Origin of the sequence: Flavobacterium sp. (assembly GCF_029945805.1) — a bacterium.
Taxonomy (GTDB): domain Bacteria; phylum Bacteroidota; class Bacteroidia; order Flavobacteriales; family Flavobacteriaceae; genus Flavobacterium.
In genome coordinates, this window is the sequence record NZ_JAQSDH010000044.1 from 50,943 (window position 1) to 69,706 (window position 18,764).

Sequence of the window (18,764 nt, forward strand, 5' to 3'; positions counted from 1 at the left end):
AGTTTTCTAATTTAAGAATAGAAAAACCAGCCGGATTAGCTGGTTTCTATATAATTACTTTTCAAATTGTTTAAGCGTCTCGATGATAATAGAAACACAATCTAATAATTGTTCTTCATTCATTACTAACGGCGGCGCAAAACGTATAATATTTCCATGTGTTGGTTTGGCCAGTAATCCGTTATCACGTAATGCCATACAAATATTCCACGCGGTGTCGCTTTCTTCTGTATCATTAATTACAACGGCATTCAGCAATCCTTTTCCACGAACCAGAGTCGCAATGTTTGAAGTTTCAATATATTTTGCCAATTCAGCTCTGAAGATTTTACCCAAATGACGTGCATTTTGGGATAAATGTTCCTCTGACACTACATCCAAAGCAGCCATTGCTACTGCAGCGGCAACTGGATTTCCTCCAAAAGTGGAACCGTGTTGTCCAGGTTTAATAACATTCATAATAGTATCATTCGCTAAAACTGCTGAAACTGGATAGGCTCCACCTGAAATGGCTTTTCCTAAAATTAAAATATCCGGAGTAACATAAGAGGCTTGTTGCTCACATTGATTTTCACAACTACAATTACCACAAACAGCCAATAAAGAGCCTGTTCTTGCAATACCGGTTTGAACTTCGTCTGCAATAAACAATACATTATTTGCTTCGCACAATGCTTTGGCTTTTGCCAGATAATCTTCCGCCGGAACATAAACGCCAGCTTCACCTTGAATAGGTTCTACTAAGAATCCAGCAATATTTTTTGAGGAGGTAATTACTTTTTCTAAAGCGTCAATATCATCGTATGGTATTTTAATAAATCCCGCGGTGTAAGGACCAAAGTTTCTTCGTGCATTTTCATCATTGGAAAACGAAATGATAGTCGTAGTTCTTCCGTGGAAATTTCCGTCACACACAATAATTTGTGCTTCATTTTCAGGAATACCTTTCTTCTCATAAGCCCATTTTCTGCAAAGTTTTAAAGCGGTCTCTACAGCTTCGGCACCAGTATTCATTGGCAATACTTTATCAAAACCAAAATACTTGGTGACGTATTCTTCGTAAACCCCTAATTTATCATTGTAAAAAGCTCTTGAAGTAAGTGTCAAAGTTTGCGCTTGGTCCATCATGGCACCAATAATCTTTGGATGACAATGTCCTTGATTTACTGCTGAATATGCCGAAAGAAAATCGTAGTATTTCTTACCATCAACATCCCAAACGTAAACGCCTTCTCCTCTATTTAATACTACAGGTAATGGATGGTAATTGTGCGCACCATACTTGTTTTCTAAAGCAATTACTTCATCTGAACTCATTTTTTCTAAAACTGACATTGTTATTGAATTTTTAATCCATCGCAAACACTAAAAGATCACTACAGATTATTTGTAAAATCGCAATTCCTTCTTATTGGAGAGAAATCATCCTAAGCAAAAGTATGAATTAATTACGAATTGAAATTTACGAATTACAAATTCTTGCAGCATTGCTGCTTCTATCTTCTTGCATCTTGCTATTAACTTCTTTCTTCTTTATTTCTTACTCTCAATTCTATTCAAAATATCGTTCATCATTTCGATTTGGACTTTTTGAATTTCGATTAGTTCTTGTTGCTGATGCATAATTAAATGGTCTAATTTATCATCTAGCATTCTAATTTCTAATTCCGATTTTAGATTAATCATATAATCTTTTTTGGCGCGTTGCCGATCTTTTTCTTCCTGACGATTTTGGCTCATCATAATTATTGGTGCCTGTAATGATGCTAAACATGATAGAATTAAATTGAGTAATATAAATGGATATGGATCAAATCCTCTATTCAATAGCAGAAAAGCATTAGCTCCTATCCAAACTATAATGACTACAAAAAACCATGTTATAAAGGTCCAGCTACCGCCAAAAGCAGCAACGTTATCAGCAAGTCTCTGGCCAAAAGTACGGTTATCATGTTCGTGTTCAACTTTTCGAACTAGTGATTTGTCCTCTTTAAAGGATTTTAGTACATTTTTATGCAAATCACTTAATTCACCAACTTCTGATTTTAAGAACCTTGAAATATATTTTTCGCGGTAGATATTTAGTTCAGCTACTGTTATCTCTTTTGACATATCCAAGTCGGGATAATCTTCTTTTATCAAATTCAGAATTGGAATTCGGATACTCGTACATGAAACTTTATCTTTTTCAAGAGCTTCTATGCCTGAAATAGTACTTTTAAAAGTAGTTTTTGAACTCATATACAACTTATTTAGTTACTTCGAACGGTTCGACTATGCAATCACGAGTGGCTAATTTACATTTTATAACACAAAAAAACCTCATTACTTTAAAAGAAATGAGGCTAGAGATTTTATCTTGAGTAGCAACTTATAACAAAGTGGCAGTCGACGTAATTTTAGTATTTAATAATTTTGAAATCGGACAGTTTTTCTCTGCTTTAGTTACCAATTCTTGAAACGTATCATTCGTTATTCCCGGAACAGTCGCCTCTACCGTTAAATGAGAGCCAACAACGGCGCCGTCCTGGAAATCTACATCACACCTAGTTTGAATGTTCTCCGCTTCAAAACCCGCTTCTCCAATAAAAGCAGAAAGTTGCATGGTAAAACAACCCGAGTGCGCTGCGGCAATAAGTTCTTCTGGATTGGTGCCAACGCCATTTTCAAAACGGGAACTAAAGGAATACTGAGTGTTGTTTAAGGTAGTACTTTGTGTGGTAATCGCTCCTTTACCTTCTTTGATAGAGCCTTTCCAAACTGCGGTTGCATTTCTTTTCATGAGTGTTTATTTTTTAAAAATTTACAGTAAATTTAAGTCTTAGGTAACAAGTTGATGTTACTTAATTATTCCTATTTATTACGAGATTATAATCCGAAAGTTAACGATATAATTGTTTCTAAACCGGAAACATCTCTAACAATTTGTTCACTGTATTCCAGTTGCGCGTGGTAGAAACTACATTCATACTTTTTTCAATCCATTTGTTGTCCAATCTAGTTTTGGCTGGTGAAATGTCGTATTTTAGGTATATTCGTTTGCCGTCCAATTGAATTTCATCGGGCTTGATAAAGTTCAGATTGAGTTGTGTGATCATATTGTCGGGAAGTATGGACGAGATAAAAGAAACATACAATTTCTTCAAGTCGACTCCTTCTTCGTTAAGGAATTCATTTCGGTCCAAACACGCTTGCAAATCTTCTTTACCAATAACAATTACGGGAACATCGTGTCCAAATTCCTTGAAGATTTCTTGTTTTATTAGAAAACCCACTTTACTCGGACTTTCCTCATCTGTATCAATAAAAACATTACCCGATTGGATGTAGGTGATCACATTGGTAAAGCCACAGTTTTCTAGTGCTTTTTTCAAAGCGACCATGTTTATCATTTTATGTCCTGATACATTAATTCCCCGCAGAAGGGCTAAGTGAGTGTGCATTTTTTTAATTTGTATGTTTCAAATATACAAATTTCAAAGTGTTTTAGCTCTATGAATTTTTTATCAAAACAAGATATCTAATGGGTATTTGCTATTTATCAATTCTAAAACCAACGGTGAATACAGCGCCTTTATTCGCACCATCACTATTGGCATAAAGATAGCCACTGAATTTAGTAACAATCTGTAAACAAAGATATAAACCAATGCCAACTGAATCTTCACGGGAAGTTCCTTTACGAGATATTTTAGAGAATTTTGAGAATAGTTGTCCTTTTTGTTTATCGGTAAAGCCTATCCCTTGATCCCGAATTTTTATTTCAAGATGCTCTTTATTAAGGCCAACATCAACAGAGATAGCACTATTGGGTTGCGAAAATTTAACGGCGTTGTGCAGCAAATTAAAAACCACACTCGACAACAATACTTCGTCTGCAAAGAGCTTTACATTGGTTTGGATTATATTTTTCTGAAGGATAATATTCTTCTCCTGAAGTTTCACTGCTAACTGCCTTTCGATATCCAATATAATCTCGGTAAAATTTACCGTATTCGACTCTACTTCTACCGCAGAAAGAGCTTCTTCTTCTCGTAACAAATGAATAAACGATTCTAAAAACTCTAATTGGTTGTCCGAAGAAGCCACAATAAGCTTAGCAATATCTCTAATTTCGGTTATGTCATTTTCATCCAGTAAAAGCAGTGCCAATCCTTTGGGCTGTGACACAAAATTCTTAATATCGTGAGTCAAGAGAGATACTAAATCTTGTTTCTGATTCAAATACGTCTCATTATCACTAATCGTTTTCTGTACATTATAGAGTAATTTTCCCGCTTCATCTTTAAAGCGCAGTGGCAAATTGGGAACCGTTCTGTACTTTCGGTACTGAGCCAACGATAATGATGCAAGGTTTATTGGCACTATGATCTTCTTAATCACATAAAGCGTTACCGCGGTTGCTAGCAGTGTAAAACCTAAGGTAAAAAGTAAAATAGCTTGGGTGGAAAAAGCATTCTTATTAAAAATAAGTGTAATAATCAATCCGATTAACGGAATGTGAATCCCTAAAAATGCTACAAAAAAGAACTTATTAGTGTAACTCTTCTTGAGGAAACTGATTTTAGATAAATTGCTGTAAAGCTTCATTTAGGACGTTTTTTGTTTGGGGTAAAATTCTATCAACGATTGCAAATCTAACCATTGAATTGATAAAACATCTACGAAAATGAACCTTTTTTGGTTCTATACGAACAGTAATAATTTGAAGCACAAACTTTCGGCTCCTTTAAACCCATCCTCCCGCTTTCCGTTCTATCTTTTTTGTTTTCTCATGCTGTCCCGAAACTTCGAGAGTCGAAGTGCAAAACAAAAAAAGGATGCCACTCCCATCGGGGCTAGTGAGAACGTTTATGCTTCTAATACTTAATGCAATTAAATTACTACTAAATCATAACTGATTGCCTAGTAAAAATTAGAGCAACATTTTGCATTCTCCATTTTAAAGTATGACAGTAAAACGACTTTACACTAAATAAACTATTCTAATTTTTAGTATATTTGATAAAATAGATTGTGACGCATCTAGATGCGCGATTTTAATTAAAGATACCATATGAAAACAAGTATAATTGTAGTCTCTATTTTAGTAATTCTACTCATTGCATCTCAACTCTATTTAATAATGGCATCTACTGAAACACAAACGTACCGTGTTATCAAAATTGAAAAAGAATTTGAGATACGCGTTTATCCGCCTGTTATTATGGCAAGTGTTACCATGAATGCAAAATCATATAAAGAATTATCCTCATCTGGATTTAGAAAATTAGCTTCCTTTATTTTTGGAGAGAATAAGTCTAAAGCGAATATTGCCATGACCTCGCCTGTTCATATGGACATAAACACCGACCAATCTTCGATGAGTTTTGTGATGCCTGCCAACTACACCCGTCAGAACTTACCAAAACCAAACGATTCGTCTATCAACATAAAAACTACAGCCGAAGACTATGTTGCTGCCATCCAGTTTGGAGGATTTGCAAATGACGATAAAATTAAATCTTATGCTGCTCAACTCGAAAATTCGTTGAAGGCTAACGGCATTGAATACTTCGGAAACTATCGGTATTTGGGGTACAATGCACCGTTCCAAATTGTAGGACGAAAAAATGAAATTATTGTCAGTGTTAGGTGGGATAAAAAATAAAGACAAACTTTAAAAAGTAATGAGCGTACTTGCGCAAAAATAAACCAACAATGAAAAAACAAAATTATAAAAATCACCTTAAATTTTATACGCCGCATCACTTTATATTCTTACCACTGCTCGGTTTTATGATGGTTTGGGGAATAGTGAATGCTTATAAAGAGGAGGACAATAGACTGGAATGGGTTTTATTTGCGCTACTTTCGTTTTGTATATTTTATTTTGCTATCATGGTCAGACAGCATTATGCATTAGGAAATCAAGACCGAATCGTTAGGCTAGAATTTAGATTACGCTATTTTGAGTTGTATGGAAAAAGTGCAAGTACGATAGAACCTCAACTTTCCTTTGGACAAATTGCAGCACTACGTTTTACCGATGACATTCAATTTAAAGAACTCTTAGCTCTTGCTTTAAAAGATAATTTAAAACCTGATGACATTAAAAAACGAATTACCCTTTGGCAGCCGGATACTATGCGATTGTAATTGCTAAAAAAAGTTGATTCTGATTGTATATTTTGTTAGATAATGAAGATCACTTAGACTGCTCTCAGTATGACACATGCACCTAATTGGATTTCTTAATAACTTTGAAAGTGTGCATAGCTATTTAAAAGATAAAACACGTAGAAAATAGGAAAAACCTAGACTAATTGCTGGTTTCCCGTAGTTATCCTTTATCGCAAAAAAGTGAAATACCTTTTTTATTTAGTAAAAACTATGTTTTTAGGTGGTTATAAATTTTGATGTTGCACTTCGATACTTCCTTATTAAAAACTGGGTGACGGCGTTTTTTATTTAAAACTTTACGCCTTTACACCTTTGTCGATCGGTACTTCCGGCTTTTCAAAGTCTCACGTGTTATTCCTTATCATCAACGCATTCTACCGCTGTAAATTTATACTTCACTTGGTCAAAATCAATAGGTTTCCCTTTAACAAAATAAGAAGCGCCCATTGTGGTTTCTATTTCACCATTGCCTAAAATGAGTTCGTTCCCTCGCTTTAAAAACGCCATCGGATTTTTAAATGTTTTATCTTTATTTCCGTCTTGAGTAAAAGTATAACTGGCAAATAAGGTATCGCCACGAACTTCACCCGTAAGTTCTCCAACCTTTTTAGGGAAATTGAACAGTGCCATCTCCATAGTGCCGGTTATTTTGCCCTCTTTTAGCGTGTTAATTTTCAAGTCTAAAGTATCTTTTTCATAAACCGCGGTATAGCATTGAACACTTATTGGTTTTTCAATTACAACCACTTTCTCCTTTGTATCCTTTTTACAATTTTGGAATACAATACAACTCAGAAGCAAACAAGCAAAGCCTAGATTTTTCATAATGATTAGTATTTAGTTAGTACTATCGGCAAGAGCCATTCACAAGATACGAAAAATATTGAGAGTTACATAAATAGCTTCTTGTAATTATCTAGTAAAAAAGGTTAAACATTGATATTAGTGTTCCTACAGTACCATTCTGTACTCTTATCGGGTAAACACCAACGTATGCTCAGTACTTAAATTCGCATCAAAACCATATCCTTCGTAATTGAATCCTTTTAAGTCATCAATGGTTTTGGCGTTAGTTTCAATGATGTAACGCACCATCATGCCCCTAGCCTTCTTAGCAAAGAAACTGATGATTTTTAGTTTACCATCTTTATAATCCTTGAACTCGGGAGTTATAACGGGAACTTTTAAGACTTTAACATCTACAGCATTGAAGTATTCATTACTGGCTAGATTGATAAACAAATCACCTTTCTTAAGTTCACTGTTCAATTCCTTGGTAATGGTCTGTTTCCAAAACTCATACAAGTTTTTGCTTTTACCAATGGGTAATGCTGTTCCCATTTCTAATCGATACGCTTGCATTAAATCTAACGGTCTCAGCAAACCATATAAGCCAGAAAGTATTCGGAGTTTGTCTTGTAAATCATCAATTTTATCTAAAGGCAAACTGTAAATATCCAAGCCTTGATACACGTCGCCATTAAAAGCATAAATTGCCTGCCTTGCATTATCATTTGTAAAAGGTACATTCCAATCTTGATTGCGCTGCCAATTCAGTTCTGCGAGCTTGTCTGAAATGTTCATGAGATGCAATAAATCTTTTGGCTTTTGTTTTTTTAAAATACGTTGAATACTTGCTGCTTCTTTTAAAAAATGTGGTTCAGTACACTTTGTTGTTTGTACTTCTTTTTCAAAATCTAATGACTTGGCTGGGGATATAACAATTTTCATTTTGAGCTCTATTTAGTTTACTTCGTTTGTTCACCCTTAAAGTGAGTCGAGTCAAAAATACAAATTCAATACCTATAATGATGCACCTCAAAATAAAAATATTTTGATTCTACTAGTAATAATAATGCTATTTAAAAAGTTAATCTCTTGTGTGAAAATGTTAAAAATTGTAAATTGCAATTCAAACACTTTAAACAAAAATATAGCGATGCGAAAAATAATCCTCCTTTTATGTCTTGTCTTGCTCTTTTCCTGCAAGAGTAAAAAAAACAGCAGTACAAGTGCTGTTAAAGTTCCGGAGAAGGCAACTAATTTGGTTAAACCAGAAGAAGTAGAGGCCATAAAAAAAGATAGAGCATATGATGTTGGAATACGTTTGTTGGAATCGTGTAATACCTCTAAATTCAAGAATTTCAGTTCTGCAGAAGCTACCGATAAAGTACGTCAGAATGCTACCCGCGAAAAAATATCAGCCATCTGCAAAAAGATCAACCAACGCAATGGAAGATTCATCAACATTAACCTCATCGACATTACCCGCAACAAAAAAACGGACGAATTACTTTTTCGATATAACATAAATTACGAAAAAAAACTCTTTAAGCGAGAACTATTCGTAACCGTAAATCCTGAAAACAAAGTATCTGCAATCTCAACCAAAGAAGTGCCAGCAAAACCCTTGTAAGTATGAATTCATTTTGGAAGAGAGTAGTAATAATGACCACATTACGAGAGCAACATAAGGAAACTTTTTCCAGTTATGCTCTAGCAAAAGGATACCTCCTATTTATAGTGATGGCCAAGCGGTATGCTAAAGATTTTATTCTAATTACAATTGGTGTTTTTTCCGCCACATTTGGTTTCAAAGGTTTTTTATTGACCAATCATTTTATAGATGGTGGCGCAACCGGAATTTCCTTACTAGTGTCGGCACTAACCGGAATTCCATTATATGTTTTGATTATAGGCGTGAATCTTCCCTTCGTGATTTTGGGATATCACACCATGGGAAAGGTTTTTGCTGTCAAAACAGCCTTGGCTATAAGCGGCCTTGCATTATGTTTGGCCTATATTAGCATCCCCGATGTAACATCTGATAATCTTTTGGTGGCTATATTTGGCGGTTTCTTTTTGGGTGCGGGTATCGGACTTTCAATACGTGGTGGAGCGGTAATTGATGGCACAGAAGTTTTGGCTATTTATTTGAGTCGGAAGTTGGGAACAACCATTGGTGACATCATTATTCTAATAAATATTATGATTTTCTCCGCTGCAGCCTATTTCCTTGGTATTGAAGTGGCGCTCTATTCAATGCTAACTTATCTTGCAGCATCAAGAACACTTGACTTTGTTGTTGAAGGTATTGACGAATATATTGGCGTAACTATTGTCTCCTCTCGAAGTGATAAAATGAGGGAAATGATTATAGAAAAAATGGGCCGAGGCGTAACTATCTATAACGGAAAAGGGGGTTATGGTAAAAGTGGGGAGACTAAAGAAGTAGATATTATTTACACCGTTATCACGCGCTTAGAACTTAACAAACTCAACAGTGAAATCGAAAAAATAGAACCTACAGCTTTTGTAGTAATGAATAGCGTAAAAGATACCAAAGGGGGAATGATTAAAAAAAGAGCTTTAAAACACTAAAAATAAAAATTATGAAAAGCACCTTGCTTTTAGCAGTAATCATATTATCTGTTATTGTTTCGGGATGCAATTCCACAAAGACAACAGAAACGAAAAAATCTGCGAGTAACGCCTCTATTTATGATAGTGTTTGGGAGTTAGAATACATCACAGGACCGCGTATTACTTTTGAAGGATTATATCCAGAAGACAAACCCACCATCACTTTTAACGAAACGGAAAAGACCTTTGGAGGTAACAACAGTTGCAATGTATACAACGGAAAATTTACCAAAAAAGAAAATACTATCGAGTTTGGAGATACTATAAAAACGATGCGATTTTGCGAAGGTGGCGGAGAAGAAACCTTTATGAATATGCTCGGAAAAGTAAACAAATTTGCCATTGATAATGAGGGTAAACTACTATTACAAATGAATGATATCACCATGATGCGTTTTAAAAATGTTACTAAAAACAAACAATAAATAAATCAGTTATTATGACTAAACAAGTCTTATTTTCATTCGCTTTTGTATTCCTGCTGTTGGGCTGTAAAAAAGAAGTTCCTTCTACAGAAAATTCCGGTACTAACGAAAATAAAATTGCTCCGCCTAGAATAGAATGTTTTACGTCTGATGCGAATGGAAGCGCAGTTTCTATACAACTTCAGTTCAACGGAAACGAGGTAACGGGAACATTAAATTATTCTTTGGCAGAAAAAGATAGTAATCATGGAACTATTAAAGGTAAAGTTGAAAATAACATTCTTATTGCTGATTATACTTTTTATTCTGAAGGAACTGAAAGTACACGACAAGTTGCATTTCAATTTGCCGAAAATAAATTAATGGAAGGTTATGGCGAAATGACCAAAGAAGGTACACAATTCAAGGATGTAACCAAACTGAATTTTAATTCGAAAATGCCATTAATTAAAATTGATTGCACAGAATAAACAGTAAATAATAGCTAATCAACTCAAAATACTCTTTCAAAATTTCGAGCCAAATAATATCAGAAGCAAATAAGAAAATGAAAAGAATCGGACAAATAAACTTTGATTCCAACCTTTTCCTTCCTAATTGACACATCAACTCCAAAAAGCACTTCGAAAACTCTATAAATGTCTGATTTCAAGTCATTTTGTCGTATTATAATGATAAATATCATATAAATAACGACATTTTGGCTGTAATTTTACATTGGAATACATATTGCCGAAATGAGAAAAACTAATCAACACTACAACAACTTATGAATCTAAATAATTTAACCATTAAATCGCAGGAAGCTTTGCAACAAGCACAACAAATTGCACAAGGTTTTGGTCAACAACAAATAGAAAACGAACACATCTTTAAAGGTATTCTCGAAGTTGACGAAAACGTAACACCATTCATATTGAAAAAACTCAATGTGAATGTCGAACTATTCAAAAAAATATTGGACAGCACCATTCAAAGCTTTCCTAAAGTTTCTGGCGGAGAACTTATGTTTTCCCGCGATGTCAACACCATGCTCAACGAAGCCAGTATTATAGCTAAAAAAATGAACGATGAATTCGTTTCTATTGAGCATTTAATCTTAGCCATCTTCAAATCAAAAAGTAAGGTTGCCCAAATTTTAAAAGATCAAGGCGCTACCGAAAAAGCCTTACAAGCAGCCATCGACGAAATACGAAAAGGCGAAAGAGTAACATCCGCTTCTGCTGAAGAAACGTACAATGCCTTAAATAAATACGCTAAAAACCTTAACGAATTAGCCAAAGAAGGCAAACTCGATCCTGTTATCGGACGTGATGAAGAAATTCGTAGAGTTTTGCAAATTCTAACGCGCCGTACCAAAAACAATCCGATGCTTGTGGGCGAACCTGGTGTGGGTAAAACAGCCATTGCCGAAGGATTAGCACACCGAATAGTAGACGGTGACGTTCCTGATAATCTAAAAGATAAAGTGATTTTCTCTCTAGATATGGGTTCACTGATTGCGGGTGCCAAATACAAAGGAGAATTTGAAGAGCGATTGAAAGCCGTAGTTAAAGAAGTAACATCTTCCGATGGAGATATCGTACTTTTTATTGATGAAATCCATACCCTTGTTGGTGCTGGCGGCGGTGAAGGTGCTATGGATGCTGCAAATATTTTGAAACCGGCTTTGGCTCGAGGCGAATTGCGAGCTATTGGTGCAACAACTCTTGATGAATACCAAAAATATTTCGAGAAAGACAAAGCACTGGAACGTCGTTTTCAAAAGATTATGATAGATGAACCCGATACCGAAAGTGCGATTTCCATCTTGCGTGGTATCAAAGAAAAATACGAAACACATCATAAAGTTCAAATCAAAGATGACGCTATTATTGCGGCTGTCGAATTATCACAACGCTATATTACCAATCGTTTTCTTCCCGATAAAGCCATTGACTTAATTGACGAAGCAGCTTCTAAACTCCGAATGGAAATCAATTCCAAACCCGAAGAATTAGATGTTCTCGATCGAAAAATTATGCAACTTGAAATTGAAATTGAAGCCATCAAACGCGAGAATGACGAAAGCAAAGTGAAAATTTTGAGTATGGATTTGGCAAATCTCAAAGAAGAGCGAAACGAAATCTTTACCAAATGGAAATCAGAGAAAGATGTGGTTGATAACATCCAAGCTGTCAAACAAGAAATTGAAGATTTTAAATACGAAGCGGAACGTGCCGAACGCGATGGCGATTACGGAAAAGTTGCCGAAATCCGTTACGGAAAAATTAAAGAAGCGCAGGAACGTTTAGACCAATTGCAAATCGAATTACAAGAAAATCAAGCCGAATCTTCTCTTATTAAAGAAGAAGTAACGCGAGAAGATATTGCGGAAGTTGTAGCAAAATGGACTGGAGTTCCCGTGATGAAAATGCTGCAAGGGGAAAGAGAAAAATTATTGAACCTAGAAGGAGAATTACACAACAGAGTTGTCGGTCAAGAAGAAGCCATTGAAGCCATTAGCGATGCAGTTCGTAGAAGCCGTGCGGGTTTACAAGATATGAAAAAACCTATCGGAACCTTCTTATTCCTCGGAACGACTGGTGTTGGTAAAACCGAATTAGCCAAAGCGCTAGCCGAATACTTGTTCGATGATGAAAATGCACTAACGCGTATCGATATGAGTGAATATCAGGAAAGACACAGCGTCAGCCGACTAGTGGGCGCGCCTCCGGGATATGTGGGCTATGACGAAGGCGGCCAATTAACGGAAGCCGTTCGTAGAAAACCGTATTCCGTAATCCTTTTAGACGAGATTGAAAAAGCGCATCCCGACACCTTCAATATTTTATTACAAGTATTAGATGAAGGACGATTGACGGACAACAAAGGGCGCTTAGCCGATTTCAAAAACACGATTATCATCATGACATCCAACATGGGAAGCTCCATTATACAAGAGAAATTTGATAATCTTAAAGGCAGTGTGGATGCCGCAATAGAAAGTGCAAAAGTGGAAGTTCTCAACTTGCTGAAACAAACCGTTCGCCCCGAATTCATCAACCGTATCGACGAAATCGTACTTTTCACACCCTTATCCAATGCTGATATTACCAAAATTGTCGGGTTGCAATTGAAAAGCGTTGTCAAAATGCTAGCGAAGCAAAACATCACACTAGATGCCACCCCGGAAGCCATAAATTATTTGGCCCAAAAAGGATATGACCCGCAATTTGGCGCGCGTCCGGTAAAAAGAGTAATTCAGAGAGAGGTTTTAAACCAGCTTTCAAAAGAGATTTTGGCAAATAAAATCACAACTGACAGCATCATATTGCTCGATAGTTTCGATGGCCAATTGGTCTTCAGAAACCAAAGTGAACTAGTAAAATAATAGTTTTAGTTTATTTTTCCCAAGCCCTGATCGTGTGAAAATGCGTTCAGGGCTTGGGCTTTTTAGGAGCACAACGATTTCATTATTCAGGACCTTCACTCCCGCTGTTCACTATATCTTTTTCTAAAAAAGAAAAAGGATGCCGTTTCCATCAGGGCTAAAGAGAACATGTATCGTAATCAACAAACCCAATGCTTCTCCCTTCTCCTTCTCCCATATTTCTTCTTTCATCATTCTGCTTTCTTCTGGCTTTCTGCTTTCTTCTTTCTATTTTCTGTTTTCTGTTTTCTGTTTTCTGTTTTCTGTTTCTAAATAAAATTCATATTTTGGTCTCCTAAATTTAATACTTATGAAACTATTAGGAATTGGCTCCCGAATAAACCACGCCGAATACGGTAAAGGCGTTGTAACAAACGTATCGTCCAAAGATTATTGGGTAACTTTTATTGATGGCGGCCTAGAGACTATCTCAATCGACAGCGAATTCGAAGTAATCGAAGCCGCAGAAAACGAAGTCGATACAATAAGCTTTTTTGATGTGGAGAAAAGCCTACTTTCTATCCTAAAAAAATGGAATGGTCTTGGTGAACCTGTTGCTATTGGTGACAAATGGAAAGGCGGCAACATGCGATTAGAGCCAGGACAAGCTGGTTTGGCGCACAAAGACATTCCTATTGATACGTTCTTCCATAAAATCGTTATGCTTCGCGATAGATTACGTGTAATGGAACAAAAAATAAATGCCAGCAATCTTGAAGAAATTGAAAAGATAGAATTGCAACAATACATCACTCGTATTTATGGTAGTTTGACCACCTTCAATGTACTTTTCAAATTGCAAAGTGATCACTTTGTTGGCGAAAAGACCAAATAAAGTATTTTGCCTGTCATGTACTCTTTTTTAAAGGATTTTACTCTGTGAATCTGTGGTCGAGAAATTACAACACTTAGTTCGATTTTTTAATTCTGGAACTTTAAACTTTCTTTAAGAGATGGCGCTTTTAAATTTTGTACTTTTATGCTCACTACAAAATAAACAATACCATGAAAAAAATACTACTTGGAATGGCTGCACTTGGATTATTTATCTACAGTTGCAAAAGTTCTACATCAAGCACTACAGATGATTCCAAAAAAGTTGGAATCCGTTTCGAAGCCAAAAGCGGAAGCAAAGTTGAAGGAACCGCCGTTTTCATTGAAAAAAATGGAGTCGTAAGTTTAGAAGCTAAATTAACCGGACTAAAACCCGGTGTTCATGCCATCCACATTCACGAAAAAGCAGATTGCTCGTCTGCAGATGCGTCTTCTGCTGGCGGACACTGGAATCCAACCTTCAAAAAACATGGGAAATGGGGCGAAACCGAATGTCATAAAGGCGATATCGGGAATTTCACAGCCAATGTTAATGGAGAAGCAACTGTACTTTTCAAAACAGATGAATGGTGCATTGGATGCGGCGATCAAACAAAAGATATCTTAGGAAAGGGCTTAATCGTTCACGAAAAACCAGATGATTACGTAACCCAACCTACCGGAGACGCTGGTCCAAGAGTTGCTTGTACAGCGATTATTAAATAATTCAGTCTTACAAAAAGAACTTTCACAAACAGAAAGTTCTTTTTTTTTATACAAACAACTATTCGTTAAAAGCAAACACTAGGAATTCTGCACAAATTGAAATCATAAAATAGTATGACCAAAAATTAAAATTCAGATAACATTGATTTTGCTATTTTAGTTATAAAAATGGTTTAGTTTTGTACTTTATTCGTATTTCAAATGATTAACCCTTCAGCACTAGGTTGGATTGACAAGTTTTTTAACGAGCAAAAGACTTCACAGCAGCGTATTGAACTGACTGAAGAAGAATTTTATCTAAAAACACGCAGCACAGGTTTTATTTTTGGGCATATTATCAACTTTGATACGGACAAACCAATTCCGATTTTCGATACCCTTCCCCAAGAAATATCAAAAATAGGAATGCTCAATACATTGTATAAAATGTACTGTTTGACCAGAAAGGATAGTGACCAAAACCGTTTTATTTCTGAAGCTATTTCTTTTTACAACGTACTGACCCCAAAAGGTTTTAATCCATTAAAAAAAATACTCCCTACAAATTCTGATGCTGTAAAACTGGAAAAAATCATTCATGATCGCGTACAAACTAATGAAGATTTATTTAGCAAAAACTTTTCGCACGTAATTACTAACGCACTACTTTTTGTTGATGTTTTGGCTTTCAAAAAGTACTTGGAAAAAGGTTCGCTGCCCGAAAAATACTCAAACCGTATTGAAGACATCGTTGTCAGCATTGTTTCGCTTTCGCTGAAATCTAAAACAGGCATTTCTATTCATGATGATTTATTGCAAAAGTTATTCGAATCGTCTGTTCGCTACAATAGATTTTCTGATAAAAACATCCAAACAATTGAGGATTTATATTTAAGTTATTTGAGTACTGATTTGGAGAAATTTTACATGATTGATTTGGCAGGAATCAGTTTATGGAGCGATGAAAAAGTAGAAAATGAAGAGCGCTATTTCTTATTCAAACTTGGAAATAAATTGAATATTCCTGAAAGTTTTACTCTTGAAAGCATCCACTTTATTAATAATTTTATCGTAAATTATAAAAAAGAAATTCCGTATTTCAACAATTCCAATCCGGTAAAAAACTTCTACGATCACACCACAGAAAATGTTGTGGTTTTGATTAATCGAAACAAAAAAAGATTGGTTAAAGAAGTATCGCAAAGCAAAGAATTGATGTATCTTCTAGCAAAATCAACACATAAGGATTTAGATAAAGAGGAAAAGAAAAAAATAAAATCACAACTGCTAGACATTTGCAAAACGGTTCCGTCGCTTACTATTTTTCTTTTGCCTGGTGGAAGTCTATTATTGCCAATCTTGATAAAATTCATTCCACAGTTATTACCATCCGCTTTTAATGAGAACGAAGAACGAGACTTGGGCTTATAAAAAAAAAAATCGCTCGAAAGCGATTTTTTTGGTTTAGAATTTTAATTGGTAGACTTCATCCAAATCTTTATTAGAACTTATATTTACTTTTAGATCGGTTACATAGCCTGAATTTAGACCGTAAACCCATCCGTGCAAAGTTAAATCCTGACCATTTCTCCATGCTCCTTGAACAATAGATGTTTTTGCTAAATCGAAAACCTGTTCTTTAGCATTTAATTCGACAAAAGCATTAAAACGGTCATCTTCATTTATAATGGAATCTAGATAAGTATTGTGCAAACGATAAACATCTTTTATATGACGAATCCAGTTGTCTATTATACCTATAGAATCATTTCCCATCGCAGCTTTTATTCCACCACAACCATAATGTCCGCATACAATAACGTGTTTAACTTTCAATACATTTACTGCATAATCCAAAACACTTAACATATTCATGTCAGAATGAACAACCATATTGGCAATATTTCTGTGTACAAAAACTTCTCCTGGTTTCGCACCAATAATTTCATTCGCTGGAACACGACTGTCAGAACAACCAATCCATAATAATGGTGGGGTTTGTCCTTTGGCTAAATCTTTGAAATAATTTGGGTCTTTTTCTAACGTTTTTTCAACCCATTCTTTATTGTTGTCTAATATTTTTTTATAAAAATCGCTCATTGTGTATTTATGTTTTAATTATAAAACAGATATAAAAGTAGTAATTACAATTTAGGTTTATTAATTTTTTAGCTATTAAAATCTTCCGATTGGATTTCTTTTTTCACCGTTTTTCTTTTCATTGCATCATAGTAATGCTCCACAGTAACTTTATTGGTAGTTTCTAAAGTGTTTTCAAGACGATATGCTTTTTTAAATCCTTTGAGTTTCACTTTAATATTTTCATCTGAAGCACGAGTAGCTTTAAATTCTTTTATTAAATCTAGAATATCATGAGCAATATAAACCGTATCATGGGCATTAATAATAACTTTAGAATTCTGTGGAATTTCACTTAATGTTGTTTTAATAGCTGCTTTATTTAAAAAAGAAACTTCTTGTGCCAAATCAATGTGAATGACATCACCATCAACATATTCTTCTTTTCTAAAATTGTAAGCGCGTTTCAGGTTTCCTTTTAGCACAAAAATAATACTGATCACAATTCCCAATGCTACGCCTTTCAATAAATCAGTGAAGACAACTCCAATGAAAGTGGCGATAAATGGAACAAATTGGTATTTCCCTTTTTGCCAAAAATGTTTGATTATTTTTGGATTAGCCAATTTGTATCCAACCAATAATAAAATGGCCGCCAATGTTGCTAAAGGAATTTTATTTAAAATTGTTGGAATTGCTAATACACTTCCTAAAAGTAATACGCCGTGAATAATAGCAGACATCTTTGATTTTGCTCCTGCGTTATTATTTGCCGAAGTTCTCACAACAACAGAGGTCATTGGTAAACCACCCAACATTGAACTGATGATGTTTCCAATTCCTTGTGCTTTCAATTCTACATTAGTGTTTGTATACCTTTTTTGCTCATCCATTCTATCTGCAGCTTCGATACATAAAAGTGTTTCTATAGAAGCTACCACAGCAATGGTGATTCCAACAATCCAAACTTTACTATTACTTATTGCAGAAAAATCGGGAATCATAAAAATATTAGTGAATTCTTCAAAAGATGTGGGAACCGGTAAAGCAACTAAATGAGCGCTACTAATAGCTAAACTGCTTCCTGTTTGGATAAAAATCTCGTTGAGAACGATTCCAACAACAACGGCAATCAAGGCCGCTGGAACCAATTTTAATTTTTTTAGGAATTCAAATTTTGTCCAACTTATTAAAATTGCTAGTGAAACTAAGGTAATGATAATCGAGCCTATTTGAATGTGATTAATTATCTCAAATAACTCCGAAAAAGTATTTTCTCCATCGGGCTGAGAAAACCCTAAATCGCCTTCGTAGTCCGGATCATAACCAAAAGCATGTGGGATTTGTTTCAGGAAGATAATAACTCCAATACCAGCAAGCATTCCCTCAATAACATTTGTTGGAAAATAATTAGAAATACTTCCCGCTTTTATAAACCCTAAAACCAATTGAATTACACCAGCAATCAAACCGGCCAATAAAAAGGCATTGAAAGTTCCTAAATCACTGATTGCTGTTAAAACTATGGCTGTCAAACCCGCAGCTGGTCCAGAAACACTAAGATGGGATTGGCTCAAATATCCTACTACAAGCCCACCCACAACACCTGAAATAATTCCGGCAAATAAAGGAGCTCCGGATGCCAAAGCAATTCCAAGACATAAAGGAAGTGCTACTAAGAAAACTACTAAACCTGAAGCAAAATCTGACTTTAGGTTAGCAAAAAGATTGACTTTTTTTGTCAT

Annotated in this window: 19 protein-coding genes; 10 read left to right on the plus strand and 9 right to left on the minus strand. The window is 35.2% G+C overall.

All coding sequences use genetic code 11. The annotated features are described in order from the left end of the window. Positions 1-54: 54 nt before the first annotated feature. The 5 genes from rocD to PSU83_RS11885 all read right to left on the minus strand — a co-directional run bounded on the left by rocD (position 55) and on the right by PSU83_RS11885 (position 4,590). Positions 55-1,335 (minus strand): ornithine--oxo-acid transaminase, encoded by a 1,281-nt coding sequence (rocD, locus tag PSU83_RS11865; protein ID WP_300589686.1) that lies wholly within the window; start codon positions 1,333-1,335, stop codon positions 55-57. 198 nt (positions 1,336-1,533) lie between these two features. Next, a complete protein-coding gene (locus tag PSU83_RS11870; protein ID WP_300589687.1) occupies positions 1,534-2,241 on the minus strand; it encodes a DUF1003 domain-containing protein in 708 nt (235 codons plus the stop codon). A 130-nt stretch (positions 2,242-2,371) separates the two neighbouring features. Further along, positions 2,372-2,782, minus strand: coding sequence for an OsmC family protein (locus PSU83_RS11875; RefSeq protein WP_300589688.1), 411 nt, complete (start codon positions 2,780-2,782; stop codon positions 2,372-2,374). Positions 2,783-2,900: 118 nt separating this feature from the next. Next, positions 2,901-3,443, minus strand: coding sequence for a DUF1697 domain-containing protein (locus PSU83_RS11880; RefSeq protein ID WP_300589689.1), 543 nt, complete (start codon positions 3,441-3,443; stop codon positions 2,901-2,903). A gap of 91 nt (positions 3,444-3,534) precedes the next feature. Beyond that, a complete protein-coding gene (locus tag PSU83_RS11885) occupies positions 3,535-4,590 on the minus strand; it encodes a HAMP domain-containing sensor histidine kinase (RefSeq protein ID WP_300589690.1) in 1,056 nt (351 codons plus the stop codon). Between the two features lie 466 nt (positions 4,591-5,056). Here PSU83_RS11885 and PSU83_RS11890 point away from each other — a divergent pair, with 466 nt between their 5' ends. Together PSU83_RS11890 and PSU83_RS11895 are read left to right on the plus strand one after the other, a co-directional pair. Then, entirely contained in the window at positions 5,057-5,650 is a 594-nt protein-coding gene (locus tag PSU83_RS11890) for a heme-binding protein (RefSeq protein WP_300589691.1), read from the plus strand. 50 nt (positions 5,651-5,700) lie between these two features. Continuing rightward, positions 5,701-6,138, plus strand: coding sequence for a DUF6526 family protein (locus PSU83_RS11895; RefSeq protein ID WP_300589692.1), 438 nt, complete (start codon positions 5,701-5,703; stop codon positions 6,136-6,138). Positions 6,139-6,513: 375 nt separating this feature from the next. Here PSU83_RS11895 and PSU83_RS11900 read toward each other — a convergent pair whose 3' ends face one another. Together PSU83_RS11900 and yaaA are read right to left on the minus strand one after the other, a co-directional pair. Beyond that, the gene (locus PSU83_RS11900) at positions 6,514-6,987 is read right to left on the minus strand and encodes a hypothetical protein (protein ID WP_300589693.1); all 474 of its coding nucleotides are present in this window, start codon (positions 6,985-6,987) and stop codon (positions 6,514-6,516) included. 147 nt (positions 6,988-7,134) lie between these two features. Further along, positions 7,135-7,893, minus strand: coding sequence for a peroxide stress protein YaaA (gene yaaA, locus PSU83_RS11905; protein WP_300589695.1), 759 nt, complete (start codon positions 7,891-7,893; stop codon positions 7,135-7,137). 208 nt (positions 7,894-8,101) lie between these two features. Here yaaA and PSU83_RS11910 point away from each other — a divergent pair, with 208 nt between their 5' ends. From PSU83_RS11910 to PSU83_RS11945, 8 genes are all read left to right on the plus strand, one after another. Beyond that, the gene (locus tag PSU83_RS11910; protein WP_300589696.1) at positions 8,102-8,578 is read left to right on the plus strand and encodes a hypothetical protein; all 477 of its coding nucleotides are present in this window, start codon (positions 8,102-8,104) and stop codon (positions 8,576-8,578) included. A gap of 2 nt (positions 8,579-8,580) precedes the next feature. Then, positions 8,581-9,543 carry a YitT family protein gene (locus tag PSU83_RS11915; RefSeq protein WP_300589697.1) on the plus strand — a complete coding sequence of 321 codons (963 nt, stop codon included), beginning with the start codon at positions 8,581-8,583 and terminating at the stop codon, positions 9,541-9,543. A gap of 11 nt (positions 9,544-9,554) precedes the next feature. Continuing rightward, positions 9,555-10,010: an META domain-containing protein gene (locus PSU83_RS11920; protein WP_300589698.1), complete on the plus strand. Its 456-nt coding sequence runs from the start codon at positions 9,555-9,557 to the stop codon at positions 10,008-10,010. A 14-nt stretch (positions 10,011-10,024) separates the two neighbouring features. Beyond that, the gene (locus PSU83_RS11925; protein ID WP_300589699.1) at positions 10,025-10,480 is read left to right on the plus strand and encodes a hypothetical protein; all 456 of its coding nucleotides are present in this window, start codon (positions 10,025-10,027) and stop codon (positions 10,478-10,480) included. Positions 10,481-10,779: 299 nt separating this feature from the next. Continuing rightward, positions 10,780-13,383: an ATP-dependent chaperone ClpB gene (gene clpB / locus PSU83_RS11930; RefSeq protein ID WP_300589700.1), complete on the plus strand. Its 2,604-nt coding sequence runs from the start codon at positions 10,780-10,782 to the stop codon at positions 13,381-13,383. Between the two features lie 349 nt (positions 13,384-13,732). After that, entirely contained in the window at positions 13,733-14,257 is a 525-nt protein-coding gene (locus tag PSU83_RS11935; protein WP_300589701.1) for a hypothetical protein, read from the plus strand. A gap of 170 nt (positions 14,258-14,427) precedes the next feature. Further along, entirely contained in the window at positions 14,428-14,961 is a 534-nt protein-coding gene (locus PSU83_RS11940; protein WP_300589703.1) for a superoxide dismutase family protein, read from the plus strand. A 201-nt stretch (positions 14,962-15,162) separates the two neighbouring features. Beyond that, positions 15,163-16,371 (plus strand): LETM1-related biofilm-associated protein, encoded by a 1,209-nt coding sequence (locus PSU83_RS11945; protein ID WP_300589704.1) that lies wholly within the window; start codon positions 15,163-15,165, stop codon positions 16,369-16,371. Positions 16,372-16,404: 33 nt separating this feature from the next. Here the strand turns inward: PSU83_RS11945 and can are convergent, their stop codons facing one another. Together can and PSU83_RS11955 are read right to left on the minus strand one after the other, a co-directional pair. Continuing rightward, entirely contained in the window at positions 16,405-17,040 is a 636-nt protein-coding gene (gene can, locus PSU83_RS11950; protein WP_300589706.1) for a carbonate dehydratase, read from the minus strand. A 68-nt stretch (positions 17,041-17,108) separates the two neighbouring features. Further along, positions 17,109-18,764, minus strand: coding sequence for a SulP family inorganic anion transporter (locus PSU83_RS11955; protein ID WP_300589707.1), 1,656 nt, complete (start codon positions 18,762-18,764; stop codon positions 17,109-17,111).